This is a genomic window from Streptococcus oralis (assembly GCF_019929345.1).
In the GTDB taxonomy this organism is placed as follows: Bacteria; Bacillota; Bacilli; order Lactobacillales; family Streptococcaceae; genus Streptococcus.
On record NZ_JAHZPJ010000004.1, the window covers coordinates 21,016 to 43,121 of the forward strand.

The window sequence follows — 22,106 nt, forward strand, 5'->3', positions numbered from 1 at the left end:
TCCTATTTTTCAATTCAGTGGAAATCGGCCGAAATGTTGCAAACACTCTAGTTCTTCGGGTGTGACTTCTTTCATGATTTCATTTGGATATCCCCAACAGCTAAAACCTATTTGCATAGCTTTGGAGATATCATTGGGTGAAATAATCTGTAGTCGAGTAGGAAATGGCTCCTCTGCGGCTAATAGTTCGCAAGGTATTCCTTGATAAATGACGAGACTGCCCATGATTACTCCCGATTGTCAATACTTGTTAAAATCTCAACTTGCTCTTGTAGAAAAGTATCTTCTGGATAACGCTCTAAGATCTGGTCAAAAATCTGACTGCGGACAATGTAGTCCGAGTACATGTGTAATTTCATCTCATAATCTTCTAGAATCTTTTCTGTCCGCTTGATATTATCATAAACAGCTTGACGACTGACACCGAACTCTTCAGCAATCTCAGCAAGACTATAATCATCAGCATAATAGAGTTCAATATAGTTCATCTGCTTGTCTGTCAAAAGCGCCGCATAAAATTCAAAAAGAGCGTTCATACGATTGGTTTTTTCGATTTCCATAACTTTTATTATACCAAAAAAACGATTATACTGCTAGAGTGGAGACACTTCAAATAGAGCAAGAAGAAAAAAAGAACCTTGCAAAGCAAGATTCTTTTAGTGTCTGACTTAAATAATTGTTCTTCTGGGAACTTAATCGAATTAAGCTTCGATTTCTGTAACCATACCTGAACCAACAGTACGTCCACCCTCACGGATAGAGAATGTAGTACCTTGTTCTACGGCGATTGGGTGGATCAACTCAACGTCGATAGTCACGTTATCACCAGGCATTACCATTTCAGTACCTGCAGGAAGTTCGATTGAACCTGTAACGTCAGTAGTACGGAAGTAGAATTGTGGACGGTAGTTGTTGAAGAATGGAGTGTGACGTCCACCTTCTTCTTTAGTAAGGATGTAGACTTCACCTTTAAATTTAGTGTGTGGGTTGATTGAACCTGGTTTAGCGATAACTTGTCCACGTTCGATTTCGTCACGTTGAACACCACGAAGAAGGACACCTACGTTATCTCCGGCAAGACCTTCGTCAAGTTGTTTACGGAACATTTCAACACCAGTAACAACTGCTTTTTGAGTTTCTTCTTTGATACCAACGATTTCGATTTCGTCGTTAACACGAACAGTACCACGGTCGATACGTCCTGAAGCAACTGTACCGCGTCCAGTGATTGAGAATACGTCTTCGACTGGAAGAAGCAATGGTTTGTCTGTGTCACGTTCTGGTTCTGGGATGTACTCATCAACAGTGTTCATCAATTCCATGATGATGTCTTCGTACTTAGAGTCACCTTCAAGAGCTTTAAGAGCTGAACCTTGGATAACTGGAAGATCGTCACCTGGGAAGTCGTATTCTGACAAGAGGTCACGGATTTCCATTTCAACCAATTCAAGCAATTCTTCATCGTCTACCAAGTCAATTTTGTTCATGAAGACGATAAGGTGTTTAACACCAACCTGACGTGAAAGAAGGATGTGCTCACGAGTTTGTGGCATTGGTCCGTCAGTTGAAGCTACTACAAGGATAGCTCCGTCCATTTGAGCGGCACCAGTGATCATGTTTTTAACGTAGTCCGCGTGTCCTGGAGCGTCGATGTGAGCGTAGTGACGTTTTTCAGTTTCGTACTCAACGTGCGCAGTATTGATAGTGATACCGCGTTCGCGTTCTTCTGGAGCAGCATCGATAGACGCATAGTCTTTTGGTTGGTTAACTGATGAAGGCAAGCGACGTGCCAATACAGTTGTGATAGCTGCAGTTAGGGTAGTTTTACCGTGGTCAACGTGTCCGATAGTACCAATGTTAACGTGTGGTTTACTACGATCGTATTTTTCTTTTGCCATTTGAGTAAAAGCCTCCAATAAAATATATTTTATAGATAGACAGTAGGCAATACAGTCTAACTTTCCTTACTATTTTATCAAATTTCAGCTAAATTGCAAGTGTTTTACACACATTTTATGAATTAATCTGAATCTTATGAAATACCGCTCTTCTATTTCTTTACAGTAACATCATTTCAAGTTTGTTTCCATTTTGACGTGCTGTTTTCATCAAAAAATCAGGTTTCCTCGATTTTTAGATTGATTCTGATTTTTCCTGCTCTTTAGCTTCTTTATGGTTTTCATATAATTTAGCTAAGAACTTGGTAATTTCTTTTAGGATAGAATAGGTTGGCACTGCCACAATCATTCCGATAACACCATAAATATTGCTAGAAAGTAAGAGAAGGACCAAAATGGTGATTGGATGAACCTTCATGACTCCTCCAACGATACGAGGATAAAGGATATTCCCATCAATTTGTTGAATAATCAGCATATAAATTACAGCTATAAGTACTCTGTGCGGATCAGTAAAGACGTTGGCAATGATCATGGGGATTAGACCAATACTTGGTCCAACATAGGGAATAAGATTTGCCAAACCAGAGAAAATAGCAAATACTAGAGCATATCTCAACCCGATTGTATTGTAACCAATATAGGCTAAACATCCAATAATAACCGCATCAATCGCGATTCCACTAATATAACGTGCTATGGTCGTATTCAAATTGGTCAAGAGACTAGAAAAATTTAACTTATCATGTTTTAAAATCGTTCGCTCTAGCATAGGAAGAAACTTATGACCATCTAACAAGAAATAAATCAAAAAGACCGGTGTCATAATGAGAATTAGAACTGTGCTAAACAAGGCTGAGAGAACGCTACCTAAACTATTACTCACACCATTTAGAATATTTTGCAATATATCAACATAAGATAAATTCAACTGTTGAATGGTTTTTTGAATATCAATATTTTGAAAGATTGGATTCATTGATAAATCATATATCAAATCTTGCAAGCGGCTATAGATATTTTGGCTAGAAATAATCAAGCTTGTCAACTGATTGATCAAAATCGGTAGCAAGTAGACTACTCCTACTACTATTGTGCCAATCAAGGCACAAAGAGTGATGAGCACACCTATCAAACGATTGATTTTACATTTCTTTTCTAAAAATGTTACGATGGGATTTGTCAGGTAATAGAAAAATCCTCCGAGCAAAAAAGGAATCATAATGGTATTGGCTACCATCACAAAAGGTGTGACAATCGCTCCCATCTCTCTCCAAAGATATAAAATGAGAGTTAGTAGTAAAATTTCAGTTGTCCAAAAAAATAACTTGTTTCTACGGAACATAGCTACCTCCTTCTTTCTATTTTATCATATTTCTTAAAAATATTGAGTCGCTTTGTTATAAAAACAAGAATATTTTTTTGCTTTGTGATAGAATAAAACTACTATGAAGAAAATAATTTTATCCTTACTAACTCTTATCATTTTTGGCACAGTCGTTCCTACTGTATCTGCGCAGGATTTTGATGTCGCTGCCAAGCATGCCATTGCTGTTGAAGCAAACACTGGGAAAATTCTCTACGAGAAAGATGCTACTCAAGCTGTTGAAATTGCTTCAATCACCAAGATTCTCACTGTCTACCTAGTCTATGAAGCCTTGGATCAAGGTACAATTAGCCTATCTACCCCAGTTGATATCTCTGACTATCCATACCAACTCACAACCAATTCTGAGGCTAGTAATGTTCCTATGGAGGCACGTAAGTACACAGTGGAACAATTATTGGAAGCGACTCTAGTATCAAGTGCCAATAGTGCAGCAATTGCTCTTGCTGAAAAAATTGCTGGTTCAGAGAAAGACTTCGTTGACAAAATGAGAGCGAAACTTCTTGAATGGGGTATCCAAGATGCTACTATTGTCAATACTACTGGACTCAATAACGAAACACTTGGAAATAATATCTATCCTGGTTCTAAAAAGGATGAGGAAAACAAACTAAGCGCTTACGATGTGGCCATCATCGCTCGAAACCTTATCCGAGATTATCCTCAAGTTTTGGAAATCACCAAAAAACCAACTTCTACCTTTGCAGGACTTGAAATCCACTCAACTAACTATATGTTGGAGGGAATGCCTGCCTATCGTGGGGGGATTGATGGCCTAAAGACAGGTACTACTGATAAAGCTGGTGCATCATTCGTTGGAACAACTGTTGAGAAAGGGATGCGTATTATTACAGTTGTTTTAAATGCAGATCAACAAGATACCAACCCATATGCACGTTTTACTGCTACTTCTGCACTTTTAGATTACATTTCTGCTAACTTTGCCTTAAAAACCGTCGTTCAGAAAGGTGAAGCATACAACGATAGTAAAGTAACAGTTCTTGATGGTAAAGAAGATAATGTGCCAGCTGTCGCTAAGTCAGATATTTCAGTTATCCAACGCATTGGAAGCAGTTCTACACCAGCTCTGCAATTCACACCGAAAGCAACATCAGAAACTGCCCCTTTGGAAGAGGGAAAAGTAGTCGGTACCCTAACCTATGATGACCAGGATTTGATTGGTCAAGGCTACCTCACTTCCGACAAACCATCTTTTGAAATGGTTTCTGAAAAGAAAGTAGAAAAAGCCTTCTTTTTGAAGGTTTGGTGGAATCAATTTATCCGCTTTATCAATGAAAAACTATAAAAAAATCGCGAACAATCGCGATTTTTTCTTTATTTCATTTCTTTAAAAGCCGCTTCTGCATCAGCATTGCTAATAGCACCAAATTGGATTTTTCCGATTTTACCTTGACTGTCAATCAAGTATTCCGTTGGAATACTACGAATTTGGTAAGCTTGGAAGGTAGTTGCTTGCGTATCATATAGAACTGGTATATCCTTGTAGCCTTGTTCTTGGTACCATTTTGGAAAGTCTTGAACTGTTTTTTCACCTTGTAGACCTGGTGCAATGACACTCAAGATTTCAAAGTCTCGGTCTTGTTTTGCAGCTAGTTCCATCAACTCAGGCATGCTTTTTTTACATGGTCCACACCAAGAAGCCCAGAATTTCAAATAGACCTTTTTCCCTTTATAGTCTGATAACTTCACTTCTTTGCCATCCATAGACTGCAAGGTAAAGTCTGGTGCATCCTTACCGACTGCGATTTGTTGTACAGCAGGTTGTTTTGGACTGCTTGTCTGTTTGGTTTCTTTTTCACCACAGGCAATCAACAAGAATAGAGACATGAGGCTCAATCCAGCAAAAATAACTTTTTTCATCTTTTTCTCCTTTTATCCAAGAATTCCTGACAAGGCATTTAACTGCCCTAGCATTAATAATAATCCCATCAAAATAATCAAGGCCCCCCCGATTTTCTTTAGTAGAATCATATGGGGTTTTAATTTACTAAAGTAGGGCATGATCCAGCCCGAAGCCAAGGCCAAAACAATGAAAGGTAGGGACATTCCCAATGTATACACTAAGGTTAGTATGGCTCCTTGCCAAGCACCATTTCCTCCTGAAGCTGCAAGAGCCAAGACCGAACTTAAAACTGGTCCAATACAAGGGGTCCAACCAAAACTAAAGGTTATCCCAAGCAAAAAGGCTGAAAGATAGTGATTTGACTTTGATTGTTTGAAGGTGACTGTCTTTTGAACTTCCAGTTTATTGAAATGCAAGATTTCCATCTGGTGAAGGCCCAAGAGGATAATGACTGCTCCCATTGCATAACGAAACCAGTCAGCATAGAGCATGTGCCCTAAGAATCCAGCTCCAAATCCCAAAATAAAGAAAATGAGGGAGATTCCAGCAATAAAGCACAATGTCCGAATTAAGCCTGACCATGCAACGTTTCTTCCAAAAAAGCGAAAACTTTTCGAATTTCCCTGATCATCCAGTAAAATACCAGCATAGACAGGTAGTAAAGGAAAGATACAGGGTGAAAAGAAGGACAGAATACCTGCTAAAAAAACGGATATTAGAAATATAATCGACTCCAACAAATTACCTACTTTCTCAACATTCTAATCTTATTTTACTACAAAAGAATAAATTTGTAAGAAGTTTGCTACGCTTGTTTATTTTATCTAAACTTGACAATTCAAGATAAAAATAAAAAAAATTAAAAAATTAGAATCGTAGAACTTTTTTCAGATAGTTTAAAAAGTTTGTATTCTCCTATTCTTTTCTCTATAATGGAGAGAAAGGAGATGACTATGACGGAAATAAAACATGAAATTGATGCTAGCTTTGCAGGACGGCTCAATATCCTGCGTGCAGGTGTTCTGGGTGCAAATGATGGGATTATTTCCATCGCTGGAGTCGTTATCGGTGTTGCCAGTGCGACGAGCAATATCTGGATTATCTTTTTATCAGGATTGGCCGCTATCCTCGCTGGTGCTTTTTCTATGGCAGGTGGCGAATATGTCTCTGTATCCACTCAGAAAGACACGGAAGAAGCCGCTGTCGCTAGAGAGCAACTACTCTTGGATAAGGACATCGAATCTGCAAAACAATCCCTCTATGCTGCTTACCTTCAAAACGGTGAGTGTGAAACCTCAGCTCAGCTCTTGACCAACAAGGCCTTTTTAAAAAATCCACTCAAAGCCTTGGTCGAGGAAAAGTATGGAATCGAGTACGAAGAGTTTACAAACCCTTGGCATGCTGCCATCTCTAGCTTTATTGCTTTTGTCTTAGGAAGTCTACCACCTATGCTTTCTATTACTATCTTCCCAAGTACTTATCGTATCCCTGCAACTGTGATTATTGTCGCCCTCTCTTTACTCCTAACAGGCTATACTTCTGCCAAACTTGGAAAAGCACCGACAAAAACTGCTATGATCCGTAACCTCTGTATCGGACTTCTCACCATGGGTGTAACCTTCCTCTTGGGACAACTCTTTAGTATCTAAGATAAAAGAAATACCTCGATAAACATCGAGGTATCTTTTTTACATTTGCACAATTTTGCGATAGCTTCTTGAAGTAATCATAAAGATCAAAACGTAGACGATGAGGAAGATGGCGCAGATGGACAATGTAACGGTCAACATCATGGTCGCATCTAGCACCCCAATGACTTTTAGGATGAGGCTAAGCATATGATAGGCAAAGGCAAGGTGTAGGAAGGCAAATAGCAAAGGAAGGAAGAAAACAGTTAGCACCTGTTTATTGATGGTTTGCTTGATTTGCTTTTGATTGAGACCGACCTTTTGCAAAATGATGAAGCGTTCACGGTCTTCATAGCCCTCAGAGATTTGTTTGTAGTAGATGACAAGAACCGTTCCCACCATAAAGATGATAGAGAGGAAGATACCGATGAAGAAAACTCCACCAAAGAGAGCACTCATCTGCGCACTGCTATCAGCCAGATTGCTTCCGTAAACATAGCTTCCTTCTTTGTTTAATTCTCTATTAAAGTTGTTAACGAATTTTGAATAGTCATCTGCAATTTTAAGTTGCTCGTCCTCGCTAGCCGTCACATTCATACCACCATAATATTGATTAAAGATGGAAGAATTAGGATGTTGGTCAAGAAAGGCTTGTAAATCTGGAACAACCAGATAGTTATAGTCCGAAGTTAGAATATTGTACTGATTTGGGACATGTTCAAGAATAAAATCTTTTTTGATTTCTTCTTTGATCGTGTAGGTCTGATCATTAAGAGTCAGTTCTTTTTGACCTTGAAGTTCTTTGTTTTTAGTAAACAAGCCAACTTCCCTACCTGAAAGTGCAAGTTTTTGCCCCGTCATATTCTCGTAGTCTTTTTGATCAAAGACCATAAAAATAGTTTTCGGTTGAACACGATTTTGACCTTTCTCAAAAATTGTCAATTTCGTACCTTCTTGATTTGCCACGCCAAAGTTACTGTATGTAAGGACTTCTTTCTTTGTGACAGTTAATCCCTTATCGCTAGCATACTGGCTCAAGAGTTTTTCGATGTCTTCTTTTTCAACATTCTGCCCTGTAATCCCAAAATCATGCGGATTCATGACTTTCTTGAAAGTTTCTGAAGCCTTGAAGACGCTCGTTGTAGCAGACATAGTCACCAAGACCATGGTTGAGAGAATAGCAATCGTCGCCAGACCAACCGCATTTTTCTTCATGCGGAAAATGAGATTGGATACGGAAATCATGTTATTAGGTTGGTAATAGTAACGCTTGTTTTTCTTCAAGATTTGTAGGAAGACTGTAATCCCTGCATTGAACAAGAGATAGGTTCCAAAAATTACTAACAAAACTGCCACAAAGAAAATCATGAGTGCAGTTAAAGGATTTTCAACTGTCACTGCTAGGTAGTAACCAGCTGCTAGACTGATTAGACCTAGAATGGTTTGGAAACCTAAGAATCGTCCTTTTTTCTCACCACTAGCTTTTTCACGAGAGAGCTGAAGGGCATTCATGCGTGCGATGCGAAAGGCATTGATAAAAATCAAACCTAGGAAAATAGCTCCAAAAATAAGGATAACTAGGATAAAGACAATTGGTTGGAAAGTCGAAACGAGCTCCACCTTCATTTTCATTAACTTCAGAAGAAGGGCAAAGATGAGCTTATCAAAGAGAGCTCCTAGGCCAAGACCAGCTGTCAGCGTTAAGGAACCGAAAATAAGAAGCTCCTTAAAAACCATACTAATCAGATGGCGCTTTTCGAGACCCAGCATACCATATACACCCAGCTCCTTGGAACGGTTCTTCATGACAAAACTATTGGCATAAAGGACAATAATTCCTGAGGCGATGGTAACAATTACCATACCGAGAGCGAGGGTCATAGAGATACTTTCTGCCCCTCGGATTTTGCCAATGTTAGGATTAAGTGATAATGAGTAAAAGAGATAGGTGATAGTCACAGCTAAGAGAACTGCAAGGGCAAAGGGATAGTAGAGTTTGCGGTTTTTGATTAAGTTAGAAACCGCTAACTTATTGGTTAATCGGAACATACTAATTCACCTCGCTTGCCATAACAGTCAAGGTATCAGAGATTTCTTGGAACATCTGACGCTCTGTCTTGTCTCCACGGTAGATTTGGTTATAGAGAATCCCATCCTTGATGAAAAGGACACGCTTGGCCCTGCTGGCTGCCGCAGTTGAGTGGGTCACCATGAGAATGGTTTGCCCGTGCTCATTGATTTCATCAAAAACATCCAGAAGAGCTGCGGATGACTTGGAGTCAAGGGCTCCGGTTGGCTCATCAGCAAGGAGAATTTCAGGTTCTGTAATGATGGCGCGTGCTACTGCTACCCGCTGTTTTTGACCACCAGAGATCTCATAAGGGTACTTCTCTTGCAATTGGTTGATACCCAAATTTTCAGCGGTCACTACCAATTTCTTCATCATCTCCGTGATAGGTTTGCGTGATAAAACTAGCGGAAGCAAGATATTGTCCTTAACAGACAGGGTATCTAGCAAGTTAAAATCTTGGAAGACAAAGCCCAACTTCTCACGACGGAAACTCGAAGCCTGTGAATTTTTAATAGTGGCTGTGTCTGTTCCGTTTAGGTAAACCTGCCCGCGAGTTGGTTTATCCAGCATAGCTAGGATATTGAGCAAAGTTGATTTCCCAGAACCAGACTCCCCCATGATGGCAACGTAGTCACCCTTTTCCACTGTAAAGTGAATGTCCTTGAGGGCCTCTACTTGGTTGCCTTGGAAACGTGTTTTATAGATTTTTTGAACGTGTTTTACATCTAAAAGTGTCATGATCTTCTCCTTCTTAATATCCCATCAATTGAAACTGTGCTTGCATCATAGCGCATCCCAGTTGAACACGCTCGATATCTTTTTGACTTGGTTTTCTTCTTTTCTTTTGTAAGATTCTTTTCATGGTTTTGCTCCTTTGTTCTTTATGAGTCTAGTTTATCGCAAAAAAAGACGGCCTGCCATAACCTAACCTTACAAAAGAGACTTTAATCTTACATTTTTGTAAGATAGAAAAAAATTTAGAAATTTCACTAGAAGTATTGTACCATAAATGCAAAACAAAAAGAAAACCCTTGAAAATACAAGGGTTAAAAGTTAATCATCTTTTTGATTTCGTCTAGAAATGATAAATTTATCAATGAAGAGAAAATGAAAAAGAAACAAAGGAATTGCTAAAATACAACCTTCTTCTGAAAAATCCTGTTTCGTTAAGTGGTATAAGAAATTATTGGTTGATAGAAAACTAGTAATGAAAATAAATAGAATCCAGAACACGTCCGTCCATTTATAGTTTTTAAAGTATTTCCTAAGCATGCTACTGCCTTCTTTTCTCTTGTAGTAATATTGCAAAACTTTTGTTACCGTAGATTTACTCACCAAAACCAGCCATCATTGTCTTCAATGGCTTGGACTTCCTTGCGTTTGCGTGGTCCTGTCCCGTACATTTCGGCTTCTATGTCTTCCTTGGTTGGTAGGATAGAGGCAAGGATGATATAAATAATCACACCAATTCCAAAATTTGCCACGGTAAAAATGGCGAAGAGAAAGCGGACTAGAGTTACATCAAAATTCCACTTGTCTGATAGACCAGCTAAAACTCCTGACACCATGCGATTTCGTCTCATTTTATAAAATTTTGTATTCATGATTGTATCCTCTTTCGATATTCTTACAAGTAGTATAGCATGAAACGGAATCAAGAACATCAGTCCTTAGGCTGATTTAAGATGACCAGTTTGCCATGGCAGACGCCACAGCGATAGCGTTTTGTGTCAATCTTCCTCTTGCGTTGATAGCATTGCTGGCAGGATTGGCACTGATAGATTAGGTAGGGGATTTGAGTTTGTGTTTTCAAAGGTGGTACAAAGCGCAGCCCATCCACTTCTTTCAAAAGTTCCTTAAAATCTCGGTCCTTATGGCGATACCCCTTTTTCTGAAAATAAAGATGATAGTGACAGAGTTCATGGCGCACGATTTTGCGAAAGACTTCCAAACCTAGTTCATTATAAATCTTGGGATTAAAATCCAAATGTCCATCCTTGGGGAAAAATCGCCCACCTGTCGTTCGCAGACGAGAATTCCACTTGGCTGGGTGTGTAAAAGGTCTACCAAAATCTTCTAGGGAAACAGACTGAACGTACTCAGTTAGATTCATCTGGAGCTAGGAGCGACAGATTAACTTTTTCACGTTCAGTATCGATTTTCTTAACCCAAACCGTTACCAAATCTCCGACTGACACCACTTGGCTGGGATGTTTGATAAATTTACGACTCATATGGGAAATATGGATCAAGCCGTCCTCATGAATCCCGATATCAACGAAGGCACCGAAGTCAACGACATTCCGCACTACACCTTCCAGCTTCTGACCGACAACAAGATCCTTGATATCCAGAACATCTTGACGGAGAACTGGAGCATCAAAAGAGTCACGGAAATCACGACCTGGTTTGAGAAGATCTGCAATAATATCTTTAAGAGTTTCTGGTCCAAGTTCTAGTTCTTGCGCCATTTCCTTGACAGAAAGGGACTTAAGCTTATTTTGTGCTTCTTCGTTTAGGTCTTTAATATCTAAACGTTTGAAGAGCTCCTTAACCGCAGTATAGTTCTCTGGGTGAACTCCAGTATTATCAAGGATATTGCTACTTTCAGGGATACGGAGGAAACCAGCAGCCTGCTCAAAGGCTTTGGCACCTAGACGAGGAACCTTCTTGATTTGAGCGCGTGAAGTGATTTTTCCTTCTTCCTCACGGTATTTGACGATATTTTCAGAGATGGTTTTATTGAGTCCAGCTACGTGGGAAAGAAGAGCTGGGCTGGCTGTGTTAACATTGACACCGACTTGGTTGACCACCGTATCGACGACAAAGTCCAAACTCTCAGACAGTTTCTTTTGACTGACATCGTGTTGGTATTGACCGACACCGATTGACTTAGGATCAATTTTAACCAATTCAGCGAGGGGATCTTGCAAACGACGGGCGATAGAGATAGCAGAGCGTTTTTCAACGGTTAATTCTGGAAATTCCTGACGCGCAAGTTCGCTGGCAGAGTAGACAGAAGCACCGCTCTCATTAACGATAACATAGCTGACTTCTGGAAAATTTTTAAGAACTTCCGCCACAAAGGCTTCACTTTCGCGACTGGCCGTCCCATTTCCAATGGCAATAATTTCCACACCGTATTGACCGATCAAGTCTGCCAGATCTTTCTTGGCTTCTTCAATCTGACGAGCTGATGCTGGTTTAACAGGATAGATGACTTGGGTCGTCAGCATTTTCCCCGTCGCATCAACGACAGCTAGCTTGGCACCTGTACGAAAGGCAGGGTCAAATCCTAAAACTACGCGACCTTTTAGCGGAGCAACCAAGAGGAGATTTCGCAAGTTGTCCGAAAAGAGTTGGATAGCTCCTTCTTCTGCCTTCTCAGTTAATTCTGTCCGAATACGGCGCTCGATAGCAGGCAAGACTTTTTTCTTAACAGATTGCTGAACCACTTCATCTATATAGGAATTTTTTACCTTGAAACGGGCTGCAAAGAAAGCTAGGATACGATCCGTCGTATGTTCAAAGCCGACTTTCAAGATGCCTAATTTTTCCCCACGATTGAGGGCCAAGGTACGATAGCCCTGCATGTTACCAACTGTCTCTGAAAAATCGTAATAAATCTGAAAAACTTGTTTTTCATCAAGACTTTCATCCTTGACCTGCGAAGTGATTTTAGAGTGTCTCAGCACTTCCTGATAGGTCATAGCACGTAGATTGACGTCTTCAGATAAAGCTTCTACCAAGATATCAACTGCACCAGCTAAAGTTTCTTGACCAGTCGCAAATCCTTCACAGACAAACTTCTCAGCTTCTTTCTCTAAACCATCTACATTCTGCAAGATCAAACGGGCGAGAGGAAAGAGTCCAGCTTCACGAGCAATGGTTGCCTTGGTCCGACGTTTCTCCTTATAAGGAAGGTAGAGTTCTTCTACGTCTGCTAATTTTTCAGCTGCCAAAATAGCTACTTCCAATTCCTTGGTTAGTTTGCCTTGTTCTTGAATCTTAGCCAAGACAGCTTCTTTACGGTCGTTGAGATTTGTCAGACTTTTATCCAAGTCGATAATAGCCTTAATCGCCACCTCATCCAGACTACCAGTCATGTCCTTTCGATAACGCGCGATAAAGGGAATTGTCGCCCCCTCAGCCGTCAAACTTAGAACAGTATCGATTTGCTTTAAGGTTACACCCAAATCTTGGGAGATTTTTTCATATTTTTTATCCATAAACCTATTATACCATAAGGAACTGCTCTTGTTTTGCCTTACCTGTTTTTGCATCTTTGATTATCAAAATAATCCCCTTTCCACAAAATAATAGTATAATAGAGATAGAATATAGAAAAGAGGTAGGCCCATGGCTGTTAAATTTACAAAAACGGATGACTTGGACAAGATGTTTGAAGAATTCGCCAAACTTCCTGACTTAACACAAGTCACTTTCCCAGATGACAAAGATAAAAAAGAAAAAGTTGAGAAGAAAAAATAGATGACGATTTTCCAATCTCTTCCTCCTAGCATCTTACAAGCCGGGGCTATTTTTCTCTCCATCATGATTGAAGCCCTTCCTTTTGTCCTGATTGGGAGTCTGATTTCGGGGTTGATTGAGGTCTATATCACACCTGATAAAGTTTATGAGTTTCTTCCTCGCAATCGTTGGGGGAGGATCTTTTTTGGTACCTTCATTGGCTTTCTCTTTCCATCATGCGAGTGTGGAATCGTTCCAATTATCAATCGTTTTCTGGAAAAGAAAGTGCCTAGCTACACGGCCGTTCCCTTTCTGGTGACTGCTCCCATTATCAATCCTATCGTTCTTTTCGCAACATATTCTGCCTTTGGCAATTCAATAAAACTTGCCTTTTTGCGAGCGCTTGGAGCCATTGTGATTGCTTTGGTGCTTGGAATTTTCCTCGGATTTTTCTGGAAGGAACCCATTCAAAAAGGGAATCCTATCGCTTGTCATGAACATGACTTTTCACACTTGAGTCCCGCTAGAAAAGTGTTTCAGGTCTTTATACAAGCTATTGACGAGTTTTTCGATATGGGGCGTTACTTGGTCTTTGGCTGTCTCTTTGCGGCTATCGTGCAGGTCTATGTCCCGACTCGGATCTTGACCTCTATCAGCGCAAGTCCAGTCCTTGCGATTCTCTTGCTCATGTTTTTAGCCTTTCTCCTCTCTCTTTGTAGCGAGGCGGACGCCTTTATCGGTGCTTCTCTCCTCTCGAGCTTCGGCCTAGCACCAGTCCTTGCTTTTCTGGTCATTGGCCCCATGCTTGATATCAAAAATCTCCTCATGATGAAACACTATCTCAAAGCACGCTTCATCTGGCAATTCATGGGCATCGTGACAGTGCTTGTCTTGCTTTATTCTTACATGTTGGGGGTGATGCTATGATCCGATTTTTCATTTTACTGGGTTATTTTGCCCTAACTCTATATCTGCAGCTATCTGGCAAGCTCAGTCACTACATCAACCTCCACTATTCCTATCTAGTCTATATCTCTATGGTCCTTTCTCTTCTGTTGACTCTGGTCCAATTCTATATCTGGATTAAGAAAATCAACTCTCACAGCCATTTGGAAAGTCGTCGAGCTAGACGAATCAGTATCCTTTTACTGTCACTACCTCTGTTGATTGGGGTTGCCTTTCCGACAGTAAGTTTGGACTCGAGAACCGTGTCTGCCAAAGGATATCATTTCCCACTTGCTGAGGGAATCAACACAGCCATTCAGGCAAGCGAAGGAGCATCCAGTCAATACCTCAAACCCGATACCAGTACCTATTTTTCCAAATCTGCTTATGAAAAGGAAATGAGGACTACAGCTGATAAATACCTATCCCAACCAACCATTCAAATCACTGATGAAAACTATATGGAGGTCATGGAAGTTCTCTATGACTATCCTCAAGAGTTTGAAGGAAAGAAAATCGAATTTACAGGCTTTGTCTATAACGATCCTAGCCATCCAGACAACCAGTTCCTCTTTCGCTTTGGAATCATCCACTGTATCGCAGACTCTGGTGTATATGGACTCCTGACCAAGGGAAACTCACGCCAGTATCCTGACAATACCTGGATCACCGCTAGAGGAACCCTGACCCTCCACTACCATAAAGAACTCAAGCAAAAACTCCCAACACTGGAAGTTGAGAGTTTCACAAAAGTAGACAAACCAGAAAATCCTTATGTCTATCGCGTGTTTCAATAAACATATATATCTTATCAAAAATTCAAAAGGTTATCAACGAATAATTATGAGGACTTAGTTCAGAATTGCTCAGAGCTAAGTCCTTTAAGTTTGCTATAAATCGATTTGACTGAAGAAAAAGCGTTGAGAAAGAAAAATTATTCCCTAGTAAAAAATCTTATCCCAATAAAACTTAACCGCGATATATTAGCTTTACAACTTAAGTAATCGGAGTATTGATTCAGGACTTAAATGAATCGAACTATGGAAAAATAACGAAACTATTCCTAGGAGATTAATTGCAATACAATCTTTAATAATCTATTCAAAGCAAATTTAACTTATTAGCTGGTGATTATGCCTCCTCTAAGTCAATTCATCATAGTCAGGATTCTTCCGCACATAGAGAGCCGCATAAACTGCGTCTACCATAACCGCTGGAAAAGTCACTGTTATCAGAATCCCAAATGAAATACCAAAGATATTCTCAATGTAACCAGTAAGAATTGCTGGGATTAAACTAACAGCTACAAAAGCAACTCCAAGGTTGAACAGTCGCTCTTGCTTTTTACTTACCACCATATGTCTCCCACTGGTTGAACGCCCAGATTTTTTCCTGATTTTTAGGAAGGTAATACCAAGAGTAGAGAGTGCATGAAAAGAGAAAGATACCAAAGATTACAAGATTATAAACAAGTGCCAAATCTGAATAGATCCCATCATTGTCAACTAGCATTAACAAACATATAAAATCGATATCAATAAGTAAAACGAAAATAATCAACGAAATAAGAAGGTAAATTAGACTTCTAAATTTTAAAATTAATTTATCAAAAAGGAGATTAGAATTGCCACACTACAATTTGATATACAGAATACGAATAAAATCTTGTAGATGCCTAATTATCAATAAAAGTCATCCCTAAAAAACAATAACGAAGATATAAAAAGAGCTATCCAAGGAAATACTTTAATATATCCTATGCTTACCTCGTTAGTAATAAGGAGTAATAAGGGGCCCGTGATACCGTTCTTTATACATACTTACCTCCAAATAATTTTTTTAATCGGCTTTGACTTATTAGCTGATGATTATTCAACTTCAAATATCTTTCACCAAACCCCTTTGAACTTACACAGAAAAATCAAGACGGAAATAATAAACGAAAAGCCTATCGCACAAGCTAGAAAGCTTGATACAATAGGCTTTTTAAAAATTCATTATTTAACAGCGTCTTTAAGAGCTTTACCAGCTTTGAATGCTGGAACTTTAGAAGCTGCGATTTTGATTTCTTTACCAGTTTGTGGGTTACGACCTTTACGTGCAGCACGCTCACGAACTTCAAAGTTACCGAAACCGATCAATTGAACTTTTTCACCAGCTGAAAGGTATTCAGTTACTGCTGCGAATACAGCGTCAACTGCTGCTGCTGAATCTTTCTTAGTCAATTCTGTAGCTTCTGCTACTTTAGCGATCAAATCTTGTTTGTTTGCCATGTTAACAAATCCTCCAAATAATTTCTAATTAACAACTATAATCATATCCTAAAATCGCCTATAGGTCAAGTCAAAAACGCTATTTCTAACGATTTTTCTCTATTTTTTTAGGAATGATATCGAACCAAGATAGCCCATGCATTTTCACCTGTGTGGGTTTGAATGATGGAGCCTGTTTCCAGTACTGAGATTGGTTTTTCAACATAAGTTTGTAAAACATTCTTCATCTCATTTGCCCATTCATTGGTACCAGCGTAGGAAATTCCAATCTCTGCAACCGATTTATGAGAAAGGGTCTCGGCCAACTCGTCAAGCCATTTTTTAAATGTCTTAGCACCGCGCCCCTTTACAATAGGTTGCAGTTCATGCTCCTTCATTTGCATGACGACACGAATATTTAACAGAGAACTGATCAAGCCTGTCACACGCCCAATACGACCACCCTTAACTAGGTTTTCTAATGTTGAAACACCGATATAGAGTTCAGTATGATTTTTCACATCTTCCACACGTGCTAAGATAGTTTCTAAATCTTTTCCTTCTTGAGCAAGTTTAGCCGCTTCAACAACTTGAAACTTCATCGCCTGGTCTGTAAAAGAACTATCAATAACGGTCACATCAGCGCTAGAGAGGCTTGCTCCTTGGCGAGCAGCTTCAACAGTACCAGATAGTGCATGGGACATGTGAATAGCGAGAATCTGGCTACCATCTTTACCTAGCTCTTCAAAAACTTCAGCAAATACTCCCACTGGAGGCTGACTGGTTTTGGGTAGGTTTTTACTTTGTTGCATGAGATGAAGGAATTCCCCCTCTTTCAAATCTGCATCAGAATAAAGGATACCATCAATCATCACAGATAAAGGAACAACGGTGATATTTAATTCTTTAACCACTTCTGGTTCAATAGTAACAGAGGAATCCGTTACAATTTTTACTTGTGTCATATCTTCAATCTTTCTATTCTTCTCAATAAGATAGGGATTTATCACTTTTATTATATCAAAAAATTGTTAAAAAATCATAATGAATCCAATGAAAAAGCTTGGAATTTTGGTATAATCTATCTATAGAAAAGCGAGGGAAAGTTATGATCCGAAAAGTTCAGCCTATTATCACTATCATACTTGGGGCCGCTATTTATGCCTTCGGTCTTACCTACTTTGTTGTTCCTTATCATTTATTTGAGGGAGGGGCGACAGGTATTACCTTGATTACCTACTATCTTTTCAAGATTCCTGTCTCATTGATGAACCTCTTGATTAACATCCCTCTCTTTATCCTGGCTTGGAAGATATTTGGTCCCAAGACTCTCTACTCCAGCCTTCTAGGATCCATTTCACTTTCCGTTTGGCTAGCAATCTTTGAGCGCATTCCTTTGCACATCGACTTGCAAGGGGATCTCATCATTGTCGCTTTAGTCTCAGGAGTTTTACTGGGGGTTGGTTTAGGAATCATCTTTAATGCTGGTGGTACAACGGGTGGATCAGATATTGTTGCTCGCATCCTCAACAAATACACCAATATTTCAATTGGAAAATTGCTTTTTGGGATTGACTTTTTTATCCTGATGTTGATTTTGATTATCTTCCAGGACCTTCGTCTGGTTACCTATACCCTCTTGTTTGACTTTATCATCGCTCGTGTTATCGACCTGATCGGTGAAGGAGGTTATGCTGGTAAAGGATTTATGATTATAACTCAATTTCCAGATCAGTTAGCCGAAAAAATAAACGATGAACTCGGACGTGGTGTTACCTTTATATCTGGTCAAGGCTACTACAGCAAAAAGGATTTAAAAATTATCTACTGTATTGTCGGTCGAAATGAAATCGTTAAAATGAAGGATATGATTCACAAAATTGATCCTCAAGCCTTTATCACCATCACTGAGGCTCATGAAATTCTGGGTGAAGGATTTACTTATGTAAAAGATTAAAAAAGCTGGGAATTCCCAGCTTTTATTCTTCTTCTGCGAGGGTTGAATGGCGGAACCCGTAAGTAAAGTAAATGATTAGACCAACTAGAAGAGCAATTCCAAAGGCAATCCAGGTATCTAGACTATATTGAAGCATAAAGGAAACACAGATAAGAATGGAAAGGATTGGCAAAAGCGGCACTAAAGGAGTTTTGAATTCTCCTTCTTTTGGCATGCCCTTATCCTTTCTGAGCTTGATAATACCGTAGGCAAGCAAAATGAGATAAGCTAGCGTACAGATATTTAAAAAGGCAGCGATACTGGCTAGCGGAAAGACTCCTGCTGCAATGGCTGAAGCAACTCCTGTTAAGATGGTCGCATTCTTTGGAACTCGGCTAGTTTTACTTAGCTGTTTAAAACTTCGAGGTAAAAGTCCATCACGTGCTAAGCTATATATCATTCGAGACAAAGCATAAGTCATGGAGATACATACGGTTATCAGGGTTAGAATGGCTACAAGCGAAACATAATTTGCCGCCCAGCCGATACCAATACTCCGTAATGAAAATGCTACTGCATCGTCCACATTGAGCTTACTGTAGTGAACAATCCCTGTCAATACTATTGTTACCAAGGCATAGAGAATAGTGACAATTGTCAGAGAAAGCACAATTCCGCGAGGAATATTTTTTTGCGGACTTTGAATTTCATCAACTGCCATGGAAATCGACTCAAAACCGAGAAAACCGAAGAACATCAAAGATGCACCTGCCATAATCCCAGTGCTTCCTCCATAAATCTGGCCAAAGCCAAAAGGAGCAAAACTCATCCAATTTTCTGGCTTGATGTACCAAATACCAACTAGGATAAATAAGGCGAGAGCTGAGAATTTCAAGACCACTAAAAGCGAATTAAAGCGTAAGGCTGCCTTGGAATTTAATAAAACCAATCCCGTTACCAATGTCAGTACTAAAATAGGTAGAAGATCAATATAGGTGCCTTGTTCAGGGTTAAAGGTTCCATTCAAGGCTTGCGGCATGGAGATACCATAATTACTGAGCAATCCCTTAAAGTAAGCTGCCCAGCCAGACGCCACACCTGAAACAGCTGTCATAAATTCCATGATGGTCAACCAGCCAGCAATCCATGCTGGTAATTCTCCTAAAATCGCATAGAGATAACTATACGCACCCCCAGTTGCAGGCACACGCGAGGCAAATTCTGCAAAAAAGAGCGCTGATAGAGAAACACACAGGGCAGAAATCACAATGGAAATCACTAGTGATGGACCAGCTAAGGTAGCCGCTGCTGTTCCTGTAATGGTGAAAATCCCCGTCCCCACCATAGCGCCAATCCCTAGAAGAATCAAATCCCACAATTTCAAATGGCGATGCATCTCTGTCTGTCTCAGACTAACATCCTTGGTTCTAAAAATATTCATACTTCATCTCCACTAAATGTAATTGTTTTATTTTACCATATAAAAGCACTTTTGTGAATATTTATTAGGTTTTTTTTGAAAAAAATCTGAACAGGAAGGATTTCTGTTCAGAATTTGCATTTTTACCCACTAATTCTTTCAATTAGTTACTCATCAAGCGAGTAAGCTCAACAGTATACTCCATTGAAAGTTTTTGGGGATTTGGGATTTTTTAAACTTCAAAGTAAGGGAACGGACGGTCACTATCTAAAGGACGATTTGGAACTTCTTGTTCCAGAATAGCGCGCCAACCAGATACCAATTCTTCAAAAATCAGTTGTGCTTCTGGAGAAGCTGTTGTCAGCTTCCGTCCAAACCAAGCCATGGTTGCAGTTTCAAACTGAAGCATAGCGTACTGGATTACTGGTACATTTGCCTCTTCATAATTTTCATTTACTGCACGCGCTACTTCTGGCGCTTGCGGAAGGAGTTGATTGCTGATTTTATCGACAACAGTCGCATCCATCTCTCTCCATGAAAGAAGTTGACCATTTACCTGATAAAAGAGCTCAAAGGTTTCTTGATTTTCCTTGAAATTAGTAAGAACAAAAGCACGTTCTACTGCCTCAGGACCACCAGCAGCTTTTACAGCGTTTATCAAGAGAAGCTCTTCAGTTTGTCTCCAATAATCATCTGCTTCTGCTTCAAGATCAAAAACAAATGCCTGATCCAACTCTTCAATCGGGGCTTCTCCCTTATTCACTTTTTCAATCGTTCCAAATAAACGCTTTAAAAATCCCATTTGCTTCTCCTTTTTCTTTTACCCAACAGACCCTTCCATTTCATAGCTAATCAAGCGGTTCAGCTCAACTGCGTATTCCATTGGAAGTTCTTTTGTGAAGGGTTCCACAAATCCCATGACAATCATCTCGGTTGCCTCAGATTCTGACAAACCACGGCTCATGAGGTAGTAGAGTTGTTCCTCTGAAATCTTAGATACCTTAGCTTCGTGTTCCAAAGCGACTTGCGAGTTGTGGATTTCATTAAACGGAATGGTATCTGATGCTGACAAGTCATCCATGATAATGGTATCACACTCGATGTGAGAAACAGATTTCTTAGAGTTCTTGCTAAAGGTTACTTGTCCACGGTAGTCTACCTTTCCTCCGCCTTTAGCGATGGATTTAGAAACGATAGACGAGCTTGTATGTGGAGCGTTGTGGATCATCTTGGCACCCGTATCTTGGTGTTGACCAGCATTAGCAAAGGCGATCGAAAGCATGGTACCACGTGCCCCTTCTCCATCCAGGTAAACAGATGGGTATTTCATGGTTGTTTTAGCACCCAAGTTACCATCAATCCACTCAACAGTCGCATCTTTCAAAGCTTTGGCACGTTTTGTTACCAAGTTATAAACGTTGTCAGACCAGTTTTGGATGGTTGTATAACGCATATAAGCTCCGTCCAAAGCGAAAATTTCTACAATGGCAGCGTGCAAGCTGTTGCTAGAATAAGTTGGTGCTGTACATCCTTCTACGTAGTGGACACTTGCTCCTTCATCAACGATAATTAAGGTACGTTCAAACTGACCAGTATTTTCATTGTTGATACGGAAATAAGTTTGAAGTGGAATATCCACTTTGACCCCTTTTGGTACGTAGATAAAAGTTCCACCCGACCATACTGCAGAGTTGAGGGCTGCCAACTTGTTATCTGTTGGTGGCACCAACTTCGCAAAGTATTGTTTAAACAAGTCTGGGTATTCCTTGAGGGCAGAATCTGTATCTGTAAAGATAATTCCTAACTTCTCAAACTCTTCCTTCATATTGTGGTAAACAACTTCTGACTCGTACTGGGCAGAGGCACCTGCTAGATAAGCACGTTCAGCTTCTGGAATCCCGATACGTTCAAAGGTTTCTTTGATTTTTTCAGGAACTTCATCCCAAGAACGGGCAGGTTTATCAGAAGGTTTTTGGTAGTAGATCAAGTCATCAAAATCAATCTCTGACAAGTCTGCTCCCCAGGTTTGCATAGGCATTTTTTTGAAGGTTTCATAAGACTTCAAACGGAATTCTAACATCCACTCAGGTTCTCCCTTAGCAGCTGATAATTCGCGAATGACTTCTTCGTTCAATCCTTTTCCTGTCGATAGGACAGGCTCTACATCGTCATGGAAACCAAATTTATATTCACCAAGGTCAATTGGTTTCGGTTCTACTCTTTCTTCAGCCATAA

Annotated in this window: 22 protein-coding genes and 1 pseudogene; 6 read left to right on the forward strand and 17 right to left on the reverse strand. The window is 39.8% G+C overall.

Going from position 1 to position 22,106, the window contains the following annotated elements; genetic code table 11:
• Positions 1-9: 9 nt before the first annotated feature.
• The 4 genes from K1I97_RS04090 to K1I97_RS04105 form a co-directional block, all read right to left on the reverse strand.
• Entirely contained in the window at positions 10-225 is a 216-nt protein-coding gene (locus K1I97_RS04090) for a 2-oxoglutarate:acceptor oxidoreductase (protein ID WP_223331552.1), read from the reverse strand.
• Between the two features lie 2 nt (positions 226-227).
• Positions 228-560, reverse strand: coding sequence for a putative DNA-binding protein (locus K1I97_RS04095; RefSeq protein ID WP_006145392.1), 333 nt, complete (start codon positions 558-560; stop codon positions 228-230).
• Between the two features lie 141 nt (positions 561-701).
• Entirely contained in the window at positions 702-1,898 is a 1,197-nt protein-coding gene (gene tuf, locus K1I97_RS04100) for an elongation factor Tu (RefSeq protein ID WP_049505740.1), read from the reverse strand.
• 235 nt (positions 1,899-2,133) lie between these two features.
• A complete protein-coding gene (locus K1I97_RS04105) occupies positions 2,134-3,243 on the reverse strand; it encodes an AI-2E family transporter (RefSeq protein ID WP_223331553.1) in 1,110 nt (369 codons plus the stop codon).
• A gap of 103 nt (positions 3,244-3,346) precedes the next feature.
• Between K1I97_RS04105 and pbp3 the strand changes: the two genes are divergently transcribed.
• Complete coding sequence (gene pbp3, locus K1I97_RS04110) at positions 3,347-4,591, forward strand: D-alanyl-D-alanine carboxypeptidase PBP3 (protein ID WP_223331554.1); 1,245 nt, start codon at positions 3,347-3,349, stop codon at positions 4,589-4,591.
• Positions 4,592-4,620: 29 nt separating this feature from the next.
• Here pbp3 and sdbB read toward each other — a convergent pair whose 3' ends face one another.
• Positions 4,621-5,166 carry a thiol-disulfide oxidoreductase-associated lipoprotein SdbB gene (sdbB, locus tag K1I97_RS04115; RefSeq protein WP_000755591.1) on the reverse strand — a complete coding sequence of 182 codons (546 nt, stop codon included), beginning with the start codon at positions 5,164-5,166 and terminating at the stop codon, positions 4,621-4,623.
• 12 nt (positions 5,167-5,178) lie between these two features.
• A complete protein-coding gene (gene ccdA2, locus K1I97_RS04120; protein ID WP_223331555.1) occupies positions 5,179-5,886 on the reverse strand; it encodes a thiol-disulfide oxidoreductase-associated membrane protein CcdA2 in 708 nt (235 codons plus the stop codon).
• A gap of 216 nt (positions 5,887-6,102) precedes the next feature.
• Between ccdA2 and K1I97_RS04125 the strand changes: the two genes are divergently transcribed.
• Complete coding sequence (locus tag K1I97_RS04125) at positions 6,103-6,798, forward strand: VIT1/CCC1 transporter family protein (protein WP_223331556.1); 696 nt, start codon at positions 6,103-6,105, stop codon at positions 6,796-6,798.
• A 39-nt stretch (positions 6,799-6,837) separates the two neighbouring features.
• Here the strand turns inward: K1I97_RS04125 and K1I97_RS04130 are convergent, their stop codons facing one another.
• The 5 genes from K1I97_RS04130 to K1I97_RS04150 form a co-directional block, all read right to left on the reverse strand.
• A complete protein-coding gene (locus K1I97_RS04130) occupies positions 6,838-8,826 on the reverse strand; it encodes an ABC transporter permease (protein WP_223331557.1) in 1,989 nt (662 codons plus the stop codon).
• 1 nt (position 8,827) lies between these two features.
• A complete protein-coding gene (locus tag K1I97_RS04135; protein ID WP_223331558.1) occupies positions 8,828-9,586 on the reverse strand; it encodes an ABC transporter ATP-binding protein in 759 nt (252 codons plus the stop codon).
• A gap of 593 nt (positions 9,587-10,179) precedes the next feature.
• A complete protein-coding gene (locus tag K1I97_RS04140) occupies positions 10,180-10,452 on the reverse strand; it encodes a PspC domain-containing protein (RefSeq protein WP_223331559.1) in 273 nt (90 codons plus the stop codon).
• A 59-nt stretch (positions 10,453-10,511) separates the two neighbouring features.
• The gene (locus K1I97_RS04145) at positions 10,512-10,961 is read right to left on the reverse strand and encodes a SprT family protein (RefSeq protein WP_223331560.1); all 450 of its coding nucleotides are present in this window, start codon (positions 10,959-10,961) and stop codon (positions 10,512-10,514) included.
• Positions 10,948-13,077, reverse strand: a complete 2,130-nt coding sequence (locus K1I97_RS04150; protein ID WP_223331561.1) for a Tex family protein — start codon at positions 13,075-13,077, stop codon at positions 10,948-10,950. The genes K1I97_RS04145 and K1I97_RS04150 overlap by 14 nt, the downstream gene beginning before the upstream one ends.
• A gap of 130 nt (positions 13,078-13,207) precedes the next feature.
• Here K1I97_RS04150 and K1I97_RS10185 point away from each other — a divergent pair, with 130 nt between their 5' ends.
• Genes K1I97_RS10185 through K1I97_RS04160 form a run of 3 tightly spaced genes read left to right on the forward strand, consistent with a single transcriptional unit; the run spans position 13,208 to position 15,060 of the window.
• On the forward strand, positions 13,208-13,339 hold the full coding sequence (locus tag K1I97_RS10185; protein ID WP_000268696.1) for an SPJ_0845 family protein: 132 nt from the start codon (positions 13,208-13,210) through the stop codon (positions 13,337-13,339).
• A complete protein-coding gene (locus K1I97_RS04155; protein WP_223331562.1) occupies positions 13,340-14,245 on the forward strand; it encodes a permease in 906 nt (301 codons plus the stop codon).
• Positions 14,242-15,060, forward strand: coding sequence for a TIGR03943 family putative permease subunit (locus K1I97_RS04160; RefSeq protein WP_223331563.1), 819 nt, complete (start codon positions 14,242-14,244; stop codon positions 15,058-15,060). The genes K1I97_RS04155 and K1I97_RS04160 overlap by 4 nt, the downstream gene beginning before the upstream one ends.
• A 345-nt stretch (positions 15,061-15,405) precedes the next feature.
• On the opposite strand, the pseudogene K1I97_RS10285 reads toward K1I97_RS04160, so the two are convergent.
• The 3 genes and pseudogenes from K1I97_RS10285 to K1I97_RS04175 form a co-directional block, all read right to left on the reverse strand.
• A pseudogene (locus K1I97_RS10285) lies at positions 15,406-16,081 on the reverse strand (hypothetical protein).
• A gap of 179 nt (positions 16,082-16,260) precedes the next feature.
• Entirely contained in the window at positions 16,261-16,536 is a 276-nt protein-coding gene (locus tag K1I97_RS04170) for an HU family DNA-binding protein (protein WP_129326535.1), read from the reverse strand.
• A gap of 107 nt (positions 16,537-16,643) precedes the next feature.
• The gene (locus K1I97_RS04175) at positions 16,644-17,480 is read right to left on the reverse strand and encodes a DegV family protein (RefSeq protein WP_061416985.1); all 837 of its coding nucleotides are present in this window, start codon (positions 17,478-17,480) and stop codon (positions 16,644-16,646) included.
• Positions 17,481-17,623: 143 nt separating this feature from the next.
• Between K1I97_RS04175 and K1I97_RS04180 the strand changes: the two genes are divergently transcribed.
• A complete protein-coding gene (locus tag K1I97_RS04180) occupies positions 17,624-18,472 on the forward strand; it encodes a YitT family protein (protein ID WP_223331564.1) in 849 nt (282 codons plus the stop codon).
• 22 nt (positions 18,473-18,494) lie between these two features.
• Here K1I97_RS04180 and K1I97_RS04185 read toward each other — a convergent pair whose 3' ends face one another.
• The 3 genes from K1I97_RS04185 to sufB all read right to left on the reverse strand — a co-directional run bounded on the left by K1I97_RS04185 (position 18,495) and on the right by sufB (position 22,104).
• Positions 18,495-19,892: an APC family permease gene (locus K1I97_RS04185; RefSeq protein ID WP_223331565.1), complete on the reverse strand. Its 1,398-nt coding sequence runs from the start codon at positions 19,890-19,892 to the stop codon at positions 18,495-18,497.
• A gap of 211 nt (positions 19,893-20,103) precedes the next feature.
• Entirely contained in the window at positions 20,104-20,673 is a 570-nt protein-coding gene (locus K1I97_RS04190) for a hypothetical protein (RefSeq protein ID WP_223331566.1), read from the reverse strand.
• 18 nt (positions 20,674-20,691) lie between these two features.
• A complete protein-coding gene (sufB, locus tag K1I97_RS04195) occupies positions 20,692-22,104 on the reverse strand; it encodes a Fe-S cluster assembly protein SufB (RefSeq protein ID WP_223331567.1) in 1,413 nt (470 codons plus the stop codon).
• Between the last annotated feature and the right edge of the window lie 2 nt (positions 22,105-22,106).

Coding starts and splice junctions, on each gene's coding strand:
- K1I97_RS04090 (WP_223331552.1), bottom strand. CDS start 225: ATGGGCAGTCTCGTCATTTATCAAGGAATACCTTGCGAACTATTAGCC.
- K1I97_RS04095 (WP_006145392.1), bottom strand. CDS start 560: ATGGAAATCGAAAAAACCAATCGTATGAACGCTCTTTTTGAATTTTAT.
- tuf (WP_049505740.1), bottom strand. CDS start 1,898: ATGGCAAAAGAAAAATACGATCGTAGTAAACCACACGTTAACATTGGT.
- K1I97_RS04105 (WP_223331553.1), bottom strand. CDS start 3,243: ATGTTCCGTAGAAACAAGTTATTTTTTTGGACAACTGAAATTTTACTA.
- pbp3 (WP_223331554.1), top strand. CDS start 3,347: ATGAAGAAAATAATTTTATCCTTACTAACTCTTATCATTTTTGGCACA.
- sdbB (WP_000755591.1), bottom strand. CDS start 5,166: ATGAAAAAAGTTATTTTTGCTGGATTGAGCCTCATGTCTCTATTCTTG.
- K1I97_RS04125 (WP_223331556.1), top strand. CDS start 6,103: ATGACGGAAATAAAACATGAAATTGATGCTAGCTTTGCAGGACGGCTC.
- K1I97_RS04130 (WP_223331557.1), bottom strand. CDS start 8,826: ATGTTCCGATTAACCAATAAGTTAGCGGTTTCTAACTTAATCAAAAAC.
- K1I97_RS04135 (WP_223331558.1), bottom strand. CDS start 9,586: ATGACACTTTTAGATGTAAAACACGTTCAAAAAATCTATAAAACACGT.
- K1I97_RS04140 (WP_223331559.1), bottom strand. CDS start 10,452: ATGAATACAAAATTTTATAAAATGAGACGAAATCGCATGGTGTCAGGA.
- K1I97_RS04145 (WP_223331560.1), bottom strand. CDS start 10,961: ATGAATCTAACTGAGTACGTTCAGTCTGTTTCCCTAGAAGATTTTGGT.
- K1I97_RS04150 (WP_223331561.1), bottom strand. CDS start 13,077: ATGGATAAAAAATATGAAAAAATCTCCCAAGATTTGGGTGTAACCTTA.
- K1I97_RS10185 (WP_000268696.1), top strand. CDS start 13,208: ATGGCTGTTAAATTTACAAAAACGGATGACTTGGACAAGATGTTTGAA.
- K1I97_RS04155 (WP_223331562.1), top strand. CDS start 13,340: ATGACGATTTTCCAATCTCTTCCTCCTAGCATCTTACAAGCCGGGGCT.
- K1I97_RS04160 (WP_223331563.1), top strand. CDS start 14,242: ATGATCCGATTTTTCATTTTACTGGGTTATTTTGCCCTAACTCTATAT.
- K1I97_RS04170 (WP_129326535.1), bottom strand. CDS start 16,536: ATGGCAAACAAACAAGATTTGATCGCTAAAGTAGCAGAAGCTACAGAA.
- K1I97_RS04175 (WP_061416985.1), bottom strand. CDS start 17,480: ATGACACAAGTAAAAATTGTAACGGATTCCTCTGTTACTATTGAACCA.
- K1I97_RS04180 (WP_223331564.1), top strand. CDS start 17,624: ATGATCCGAAAAGTTCAGCCTATTATCACTATCATACTTGGGGCCGCT.
- K1I97_RS04185 (WP_223331565.1), bottom strand. CDS start 19,892: ATGAATATTTTTAGAACCAAGGATGTTAGTCTGAGACAGACAGAGATG.
- K1I97_RS04190 (WP_223331566.1), bottom strand. CDS start 20,673: ATGGGATTTTTAAAGCGTTTATTTGGAACGATTGAAAAAGTGAATAAG.
- sufB (WP_223331567.1), bottom strand. CDS start 22,104: ATGGCTGAAGAAAGAGTAGAACCGAAACCAATTGACCTTGGTGAATAT.